This is a genomic window from Intrasporangium sp. (genome assembly GCF_030452765.1).
Classification (GTDB): domain Bacteria; phylum Actinomycetota; class Actinomycetes; order Actinomycetales; family Dermatophilaceae; genus Intrasporangium_A.
Window position 1 is genome coordinate 1 of sequence record NZ_JAKDLO010000178.1, and the last position, 8,930, is coordinate 8,930.

Here is an 8,930-nt window from a genome sequence, read left to right on the forward strand (position 1 = left end):
GGATGATCTCGGCCGCCGACTCCGCCCTGCTGGGCCCCGCCGAGATCCGTCGCCTTGCCGCCCAGCTCGAGCTCCGCCCGACCAAGCAGTGGGGCCAGAACTTCGTCATCGACGCCAACACGGTCCGCAAGATCGTCCGGGTCGCCGGCGTCGGCCCGGATGACGTCGTCGTCGAGGTCGGCCCCGGGCTCGGCTCGCTGACGCTGGCCCTGCTTCCGGCGGTCAAGCACGTCACCGCGATCGAGGTCGACCCGCGGCTGGCCGCGACGCTCGAGGACACGGTGGCGCGCCTGCAGCCCGAGCATGCCGACCGGCTCCGGCTCGTGGCCGCCGACGCCCTCACCGTGACGAGGCTGCCGAAGCCGACCCCGACCGCCCTCGTGGCGAACCTGCCGTACAACGTCTCGGTGCCGGTCGTGCTGTCCTTCCTCGAACGTTTCCCGAGCATCGAGCGGGTGCTCGTCATGGTCCAGCTCGAGGTCGCCGAGCGACTGGCTGCCACACCGGGGAGCAGGGTCTACGGGGTGCCGAGCCTCAAGGCGGCCTGGTATGCCGACGTGGAGCTGGCCGGCCGCGTCGCCCGTACGGTCTTCTGGCCGGCCCCGAACGTCGACTCGGGCCTCGTCTCGCTCGTCCGGCGTGACCCACCGTCGACGACGGCCTCACGCGAGGAGGTCTTCCGGTGCATCGACGCGGCGTTCCGGCAGCGGCGCAAGTCGCTGCGCAAGGCGCTCGCATCGTGGGCGGGCTCGGCCGAGGCGGCCGAGGCGGCCCTCGTCGCGGCCGGTGTCGACCCGAGGACGCGCGGCGAGCAACTCGACATCGCGGCCTTCGCCCGGATCGCCGAGGCACACACCGAGGCGCACACCCCGGCGCACACCCAGGCGCACGCCCCGGCGCAGGACCAGGCGCAGGACCAGGCGAACGCGGAGGCGCGCGGCCAGTCAGGCGCCACCCAGGCAGGTGCCGCGGCACCGGGTCAGGTCGGTGGCCCGGCCGACCCGCCTAAGGTGACGGCATGACGACCGTCTCGACGTTGCCCGAGGTCGTCACCGTCCGCGCGCCGGCCAAGGTCAACCTCGAGCTGCGCGTCGGGCCGCGGCGACCAGACGGCTACCACGGCCTCGCGACGGTGTTCCAGGCCGTGTCGCTGCACGACGAGGTGAGCGTGTGGCGGTCCGACGACTGGGAGGTCGTGGCGGCGGGTCACGACGCAGACCTCGTGCCCGCAGCCCCCGACAACATCGCCGTCCGCGCGGCCCGGCTCGTCGCGGAACGCGGCCGGGTCGACGAGGCACTGACGATCCGGATCGACAAGGAGATCCCGGTCGCCGGTGGCATGGCCGGAGGCTCCGCCGACGCCGCCGCGACACTGCTCGCCTGCGACCAGCTCTGGGGCCTCGCCCTCGACCGGGCCGAGCTGGCCGAGCTCGCCGCCGAGCTCGGCAGCGACGTGCCCTTCCCGCTCACGGGCGGCAACCTGATGGGCTCGGGCCGCGGCGAGCAGCTGACACCCGTGCTGGCCCGCGGCACCTTCCACTGGGTCTTCGCGGTCAGCGGCACGGGCCTGTCGACGCCTGCCGTGTACGCCGAGATCGACCGGCTCCGGGAGCAGTGGATGGACGGGCCCGTGCCCGAGCCGCGGGTCAGCTCCCGGATCATGGCGGCCCTGCGCAGCGGCGACGCGCAGGCACTCGGCTCGGCGCTCGGCAACGACCTGCAGGAGGCGGCCTTCGCCCTGCGGCCCGCGCTGCGTGACCTGTGCGAGGCCGGGATCGACTTCGGCGCGCTCGGTGCGATCGTGTCCGGGTCGGGGCCGACCGTCGCCTTCCTCACCGCGAGCCACGAGGCAGCCCTCGACCTGTCCGTCTCACTCTCGGCGGCCGCCCTGTGCCATGACATCCGTCGGGCCAAGGGGCCGGTCCCGGGCGCCCACGTCGTCCCCGCCCCCCGCACGCCGGCATCGAACGTCCACAGCTGACGCGCGGACACCCGGACGCGAGAACGGCACCGCACTCGAGCCGCACCACAGAAAGCCCCGATGGCCAACCTCATCTCCCTCGACACGGTCTCCCTCGTCTTCGGCACGACGCACGTGCTCGACGACGTCAGCATCGGCGTCCTGACCGGTGACCGGATCGGGGTCGTCGGCGTCAACGGCGGCGGCAAGACGACCCTGCTCCGGGTCATGGCCGGCCTGCAGGAACCCGACGGGGGCCGGATGACCCGACAGGGCGGCGAGGGCGGCATCCGGGTCGGCATGCTCGCCCAGGACGACACCCTCGACCCGGCCTGGACCGTCCGCGAGGCGGTCCTGCGGGATCGTCCCGAGCATGTCTGGGCCGGCGACCCGCGCATCCGTGACGTCCTGACCGGCCTGCTCGGCGGCATCGAGGGGCAGGGCGTCGGCGGGCTCGACGAGCCCGTCGGCCCGAAGTCGGGCGGCGAGCGGCGCCGGCTCGCCCTGGCCCGGCTGCTCGTCGACGACCCCGAGGTGCTCCTGCTCGACGAGCCGACCAACCACCTCGACGTCGAAGGCGTCGCCTGGCTCGCCGACCACCTCGCAAACCAGCGGCCCCGCCCCGGCAACGCGACCGTCGCCATCACGCACGACCGGTGGTTCCTCGACGCCTACGCGACCCTCACCTGGGAGGTCGAGAGCGGCGGGGTCACCGCCTTCGAGGGTGGGTATGCCGCTTACGTCCTCGCGCGCGCAGAGCGAGACCGCCTCGCCTCCGTCGTCGCAGACCGCCGCGCCAACCTGATGCGCAAGGAGCTCGCCTGGCTGCGCCGCGGGCCCCCGGCCCGCACGAGCAAGCCCAAGTTCCGCATCGATGCGGCCAATGCGCTCATCGCGGACGAGCCGGACGCCCGCAACACGGCCCAGCTGACCGCCTTCGCCACCACGCGCCTCGGCAAGGACGTCATCGACCTCGAGGACGCCACCGTCGTGCTCGGCGAGCCACCCGAGGAGCGCACCATCCTGCACCGGGTCACCTGGCGCCTCGCCCCGGGCGAGCGGGTCGGGATCGTCGGCGTCAACGGCGCGGGCAAGTCGACGCTGCTGCGCGCCCTGACCGGTGAGCAGGCCCTCGCGGCCGGACGCCGCAAGGTCGGCAAGACCGTCCACATCGCCCACCTGACCCAAGAGGTCGGCGAGCTCGAGCGTTTCGAGTCGTGGCGGGTCATCGAGGCGATCGAGGACGTCCGGCAGTGGACCACGCTCGGCGGCAAGGAGATCAGCGCCGGGCAGCTCGCGACCCGGCTCGGCTTCGCCGGCGGACGCCAGCAGGCCCGCGTCGGTGACCTCTCCGGCGGTGAGCGACGCCGCCTCCAGCTGACCCGGCTGCTGCTGACCGAGCCGAACGTCCTGATCCTCGACGAGCCGACCAACGACCTCGACATCGAGACGCTCACCTCGCTCGAGGACGTCCTCGACGGCTGGGCCGGCACCCTGATCGCCGTCAGCCACGACCGGTACCTGCTCGAGCGGGCCTGCGACCACGAGCTCGCCCTCCTCGGTGACGGGCGGCTGCGCGACCTGCCGGGCGGGGTCGACGAGTACCTGCGTCTGCGTCGCTCCGTCACGTCACCACCGGAGCGTCTGCCGTCCCACGGCGCGGTCACCCCCACGGATCCCAGCGGGGCGTCCACGGGCCCGGCGAGCGGCATACCGTCGAATGATGCTGCCAGCGATGCCCCCAGCGCGGCGGAGCAGCGCGACGCGCGCAAGGTGATGGCCCGGATCGAGAAGCAGCTGACGCGCCTCGATGAGCGAGAGAAGCGGCTCCACGTCGAGATGGTCGAGCAGGCGACCGACCCGGCAGCGCTCGCCGACCTCGGCGCCCGGCTGCAGGCGCTCGTCTCCGAGCGAGAGCAGCTCGAGAGCGAGTGGCTGGATGCGGCGGAGGTCGTCGGCTGAGGCGGGAGCCGGACACGGGTACAGCGATCATCGCTCGACACGGGCGGGCTTTGTGGTCAGACTTGTGACCACGTGAAGTCCCTTGCCGAGGTCAAGGCCCATCTGTCCGAGCTTGTCGGGCGGGTGCACGCCCAGCACGAGCGAGTCACGGTCACCGTGCACGGCATGCCCTCGGCCGTGTTGATCGCACCGGACGACCTGGAGTCCCTCGAGGAGTCCCTCGCCATCCTGTCCGAGCCTGAGACGCTCCGGCGACTCGCGGCCTCGGACACGGAGCTAGCACGTGGCGAGGGCGAGTCCGAGGCTCGGCTCGCCGAGGTCATGAACGAGCGACGTCGGCACAGTGCGTGACGCCCGATCCGGGCCGCTACGCGCTGGTGATCAGCCCCACCGCGCAGTCGAACGGTTGCAACCAGCGAACCTTGCCGGTGCTCGGTACGTCCCTGGCGCGATGCAGGGGCGATGCTCTCGACCGGCGCCGAGATCGATCGACACCATTGAAGGTATCTCGGCATCAAGATAGTTTGAGCCCCATGGAGATGGCACTGCACCACGTCCAGGTCTCCGGGCCGGCCGGCTGCGAGCCTCGGATGCGCGAGTTCTACGTCGGCGTGCTCGCGATGACCGAGGTCGACAAGCCCGAGCTGCTGCGAGTCCGCGGCGGTGCGTGGTTCCGGGCCGGCAGAGCCGAGATCCACGTCGGGATCGAGGACGGCTTCCGCCCCGCGCGCAAGGCCCACCCCGGCATCGCCGTCGCCGACATCGAGGCGCTCGCCCGGGCGGTCGCGGCAACCGGGGCGCCGGTCAGCTGGGACGACAACATCCCCGGGCTGCGCCGGTTCCACACGAGTGACCCGGTCGGCAACCGGCTCGAGTTCCAGCAGGCCGCCCGCTGAACCGTGGTCAGTACGACCCACCGAACAAGCGCAAGGATCGACGGTCGTAACCGTCGAGGTTGCCGGTTGCTCGCCGCATCCCACGCGCGGGACCGGCCAGGCCCGGCCCGACCCGGTCGGTCGCACCGGCGCCAGCCCGGTCAGGGCTCGCCGACCTCCAGCGGCACGAGCAGACGGCGCAGCAGCCCGGCCAGGGTCTGCCGATCGGCGGCGGACAGGTCGGCCAGCATCGTGCGTTCCTGAGCGATGAGCTCGGCCAGCGCGCGGTCGACGACCTCACGGCCGGCCTCGGTGAGCCGCACGTGGACGCCGCGCCGGTCGCTGGGGTCGGGCCGGCGCTCGACGAACCCGCGTCGCTCGAGCCGGTCGATTCGGTTGGTCATGGTGCCGCTCGTGACGAGGGTCTGCTGGAGGAGCCGGCCGGGGGACAGCTGGTACGGCTGGCCGGCGCGGCGCAACGCGGACAGCACGTCGAAGGCCCAACCCTGCAGACCCTGCGCAGAGAACGCCGTGCCGCGGGCCAGGTCGAGCCGTCGCGCGAGCCGCGATACCCGGGACAGGACCTCGAGCGGAGCGGCGTCGAGATCCGGCCGCTCCCGGCGCCACGCGGCGAGGATCTCGTCGACGTCGTCGCGCTCGCGGCCCATGAGCCCAGCCTACGGACGTCAAGAGTCTTGACATCAAGGGTTCTCAGGAACATCGACGGTTTCAGGGGTGAGCCCGTCGAACTGACCCATCCGGATCCACGGCAGGCGCATCAGCCCTCGGGGGTGGACGATCAGGCGACCTCGCTCTTGGCCGCGAGCCTCCGAAGCCGCTCGGCGTCTGCGACGAGGCGCTCGATGGCGCTGTGCAGCGACGTGCCGCGTTCGTCGGCGAGCCCGGCCAGTACCCAACCCCGGATCAAAGCGCTGACCGGGACGTCGAGCTCGGCGGCGAGCCGCTCGATGTCGGCGAACTCGGCCGCCGGCAGACGCACAGACTGCACCACCGACTGGCCGCGTCGCTGCCCTCGCACGTGCTCGGGCATCGAGGCATCCCTGCTGGTCTCGGACTCGGCCTGCACGACCTCCACGTCATGCCTCGCGTTCATCATTCACCACACGGCATCGATGTCAGCGATGGCTTCGTGGGCCTCGGGTACGGCAACCTGGTGGCGATCCCACATGTGCTCCGCACCATGCCGCCAGTCTACTTCGCCCACGACTACAAAACTACTACGCTTCATGAGTCAGGGGTCGCGATGGACATGTGGGAGCGAGGCGAGCTGACGAACCGTCGAACGAAAGGTCCGACATGGACGCACAGCACCGATGCCGGCTGGAGCCCGGAGCAGTACCAGCGGTTCGCCGACCATCGCGGGCGCCCGATGCGTGACCTGCTCGCCCGGGTCGAGGCCGCCCTCACGGCCGACCCACGTGTGGTCGTCGACCTCGGCTGCGGCCCCGGCGACCAGACGCTCGCGCTGACAGACCGGTGGCCGGGTGCCCGGGTCGTCGGGATCGACAGCTCCGCGGAGATGCTCACGAAGGCCCGCTCGCTCGACGCCGCCGGCCGGGTCGAGTGGGTGCAGGCGAGCGCCGAGGAGTGGGACCCGCGCTCGACCGGGGGCCCCGTCGACATCCTCGTCACGAACGCGACCCTCCAGTGGGTGCCGACCCACCTGCGGCTCGTACCCGAGTGGGTCGCCGGGCTCGCCCCGGGGGGTGTCTTCGCGATGCAGGTGCCCTCCAACTTCGCCGCGCCCTCCCATCGGCTGATGCGCGAGGTCGCTTCCCGCCATCCCCGCGCCGAACAGCTGCGACCTGGGCTCGCCCGCGCTGAGGCCGTCGCCCAGCCCGAGACGTATGCCGCCCTCCTGCTCGGCCTCGCCCCTGACGTCGACGTGTGGGAGACGACCTACCAGCAGGTCCTGCCCGCCGGGGATGGCGAGCCGCATCCCGTTCTGGAGTGGGTCAAGGGGACGGGCTTGCGGCCCGTGCTCGGCATCCTGCCCGAGGGCCCGGAGCGCGACACCTTCATCGAGACGTATGCCGCTGAGCTCGAACGCGCCTATCCGCGGCGGCCGTTCGGGGTGATCTTCCCCTTCTCCAGGATCTTCGCGCTGGCCCGGACCCAGGGCGCCTGAGCGGCATCGAAAAAGAATCTCGAAGAATCTCAGAAATCCCGTCATGATCCGCGGTCGAGAGCGTCATACATCTGACGGACCACCGCGGCCCCGCGTAGTCAGGGGAGGGGTGCCAACGGGTTTGCGACAGGCTCGGGACCGTCAAGGGGATCTCGGTCTTCCGGGTGGCGTTGTGGAGGGGGCCACCCGGGAGACCGACCTCCCTCATCTGCCGAAATTCGACGGTTGCGCGTCGGGCTTGGCACACTGGGCAGCAGTATGTGGCCGTGGTGGTTTGCCGAAGGAATAGCGCTTGTCGGTTGACGTGACCCTGTGGTCGAGCGACGCGTGGTCGTCGGCGGCCGATATCGACCTGCTCGCGAAGGCGCGGGCGGGGTCCTCCGAGGCGTACGGCGAGCTCTGGCGTCGCCATCTGCCGGCCGCCTATGCGGTCGCCTCGCGCTACCGTGGCCGCTCGTCCGCCGAGGACATCGTCGCCGAGGCCAGCGCTCGGGTCTTGGCACTGGTCCAGGCCGGCAAGGGGCCGGAGGAGCACTTCCGGTCATACTTCCTGTCCGCCGTCAAGACCGTAGCCGTTGACAACGCCCGACGCGACCTGCGGGTCGTCCCCGCCGAGAGCGACGACCTCGAGTCGCTGACCGATCCGGTCATCGAGGACTACCCCGGCGAGGGGATCGACGCAGACCTCGTGCGCGAGGCGTTCGCCGGGCTGTCCGAGCGCGACCAGCGGGTCCTCTGGCACACGACGGTCGAGGGTGAGGCGCCGCGGACGCTCGCGCCGGTCCTCGGGATGTCTGCCAACGCCGTGTCTGCCCGGGCCATGCGTGCGCGCGAGTCGCTGCGCGCGCACTACCTCGACGCGCACGCGAGCCGCGGCGCCGCGGCCGCTGACAGTGACGAGTGCCGCTGGACGATCGATCACCTCGGCGCGCACGTGCGCGGCCGGTTGCCGAAGCGGCAGGACGAGCGGGTCCGCAAGCACCTCGCGCAGTGCTCACACGCGACGATGGTCGCGGCCGAGCTGACCGAGATCAACTCGGGCTTCCGGGCCCTGCTCGTGCCGCTCGTCCTGCTCGCGGGTGTCTCGACGCCGGGCTTCGTGTCGGGGGGGACGCTGCTGGGGCTCGGGTCGGGTGCTCTGGCGGGCGGTTCCGTCGGTGGTTCGACGCCGCCGGTCAGGCCGGACGGCTCGGCGGGCGCCGGCGCCTCGGGCCAGGTCGTGGTCGTCGGACAGCAGGTCACAGCGGTCGCGTCGTCGGTGGCGGCGGCGTTAGTCGTCGGCGCGAGCCTTGTCGCGGCGTTGCCGGGCGTCGAGCAGGGGCCGGGCCGCCCGGCCACGGCCGGCGTCGCGACGGGTGGGAGCGGGATGCCCGGTGCCCAGGGGTTGCCGACCGGCTCCGCGCCGGGGGCGGATCCGACCGCGGGCGGTGCCACCTCGGGTGCGACCCCGGGCGGTGCTGGGGGCTCGGGCGGAGCGGCGCCCGGACAGGTACCGGGCTCGATCGCGGGACAGGGCGCGGGAGCCGGGGCCGGGGGACTCGTCGGTGGCCTGTTGCCGTGGGATCGCCTCGGCGTCGGCAACGGGTCCGGTGGCTCCGGTGGCGGCAATGGTTTCGGCGGATCCGGTGGGAGCAACGGGTCGGGCTCCGGCAACGGCGGCGTCGGTCCTGTCGTGCCACCGACGAGCACCACAGGTCCGTCCGTGTCGACGTCACCCCCGATCTCCCCGACGCAGCCCACCACCTCGACCAGTCCGCCGGAGACGACACAGACCCTGACCTCGACGCAGACGGGGACGCCGAGCCCGAGCGACACGGGTACACCGGGCACGAGCGACACGGGTACGCCGACCGAGACCGAGACGATCACCATCCCGCCGACGCAGACGTCCACGTCCACGCCGCCGGTCACGACGAGCCCGCCGACCTCGACCGAGACGATCACCATCCCGCCGACGCAGACGTCCACGTCCACGCCGCCGGTC

9 protein-coding genes are annotated in these 8,930 nt (G+C 72.3%); 7 read left to right on the forward strand and 2 right to left on the reverse strand.

Going from position 1 to position 8,930, the window contains the following annotated elements:
- Positions 1-2: 2 nt before the first annotated feature.
- The 5 genes from rsmA (at position 3) to L0H79_RS18050 (ending at position 4,818) form a co-directional block, all read left to right on the forward strand.
- Positions 3-1,022: a 16S rRNA (adenine(1518)-N(6)/adenine(1519)-N(6))-dimethyltransferase RsmA gene (rsmA, locus tag L0H79_RS18030; protein ID WP_301486027.1), complete on the forward strand. Its 1,020-nt coding sequence runs from the start codon at positions 3-5 to the stop codon at positions 1,020-1,022.
- Positions 1,019-1,981, forward strand: a complete 963-nt coding sequence (locus L0H79_RS18035; protein ID WP_301486028.1) for a 4-(cytidine 5'-diphospho)-2-C-methyl-D-erythritol kinase — start codon at positions 1,019-1,021, stop codon at positions 1,979-1,981. The genes rsmA and L0H79_RS18035 overlap by 4 nt, the downstream gene beginning before the upstream one ends.
- A gap of 60 nt (positions 1,982-2,041) precedes the next feature.
- Positions 2,042-3,922, forward strand: a complete 1,881-nt coding sequence (locus tag L0H79_RS18040) for an ABC-F family ATP-binding cassette domain-containing protein (protein ID WP_301486029.1) — start codon at positions 2,042-2,044, stop codon at positions 3,920-3,922.
- Between the two features lie 72 nt (positions 3,923-3,994).
- Positions 3,995-4,273, forward strand: coding sequence for a type II toxin-antitoxin system Phd/YefM family antitoxin (locus tag L0H79_RS18045; RefSeq protein ID WP_301486030.1), 279 nt, complete (start codon positions 3,995-3,997; stop codon positions 4,271-4,273).
- 182 nt (positions 4,274-4,455) lie between these two features.
- Positions 4,456-4,818 carry a glyoxalase gene (locus L0H79_RS18050; protein ID WP_301486031.1) on the forward strand — a complete coding sequence of 121 codons (363 nt, stop codon included), beginning with the start codon at positions 4,456-4,458 and terminating at the stop codon, positions 4,816-4,818.
- Between the two features lie 140 nt (positions 4,819-4,958).
- Here the strand turns inward: L0H79_RS18050 and L0H79_RS18055 are convergent, their stop codons facing one another.
- Both L0H79_RS18055 and L0H79_RS18060 read right to left on the reverse strand, forming a co-directional pair.
- On the reverse strand, positions 4,959-5,465 hold the full coding sequence (locus tag L0H79_RS18055; protein ID WP_301486032.1) for a MarR family winged helix-turn-helix transcriptional regulator: 507 nt from the start codon (positions 5,463-5,465) through the stop codon (positions 4,959-4,961).
- A gap of 131 nt (positions 5,466-5,596) precedes the next feature.
- Complete coding sequence (locus L0H79_RS18060; RefSeq protein WP_301486033.1) at positions 5,597-5,911, reverse strand: hypothetical protein; 315 nt, start codon at positions 5,909-5,911, stop codon at positions 5,597-5,599.
- 87 nt (positions 5,912-5,998) lie between these two features.
- Here L0H79_RS18060 and L0H79_RS18065 point away from each other — a divergent pair, with 87 nt between their 5' ends.
- Both L0H79_RS18065 and L0H79_RS18070 read left to right on the forward strand, forming a co-directional pair.
- Positions 5,999-6,946, forward strand: coding sequence for a methyltransferase domain-containing protein (locus tag L0H79_RS18065; protein WP_301486034.1), 948 nt, complete (start codon positions 5,999-6,001; stop codon positions 6,944-6,946).
- A gap of 292 nt (positions 6,947-7,238) precedes the next feature.
- A partial coding sequence (locus tag L0H79_RS18070) for a sigma-70 family RNA polymerase sigma factor (RefSeq protein WP_301486035.1) occupies positions 7,239-8,930 on the forward strand: 1,692 nt, incomplete at its 3' end.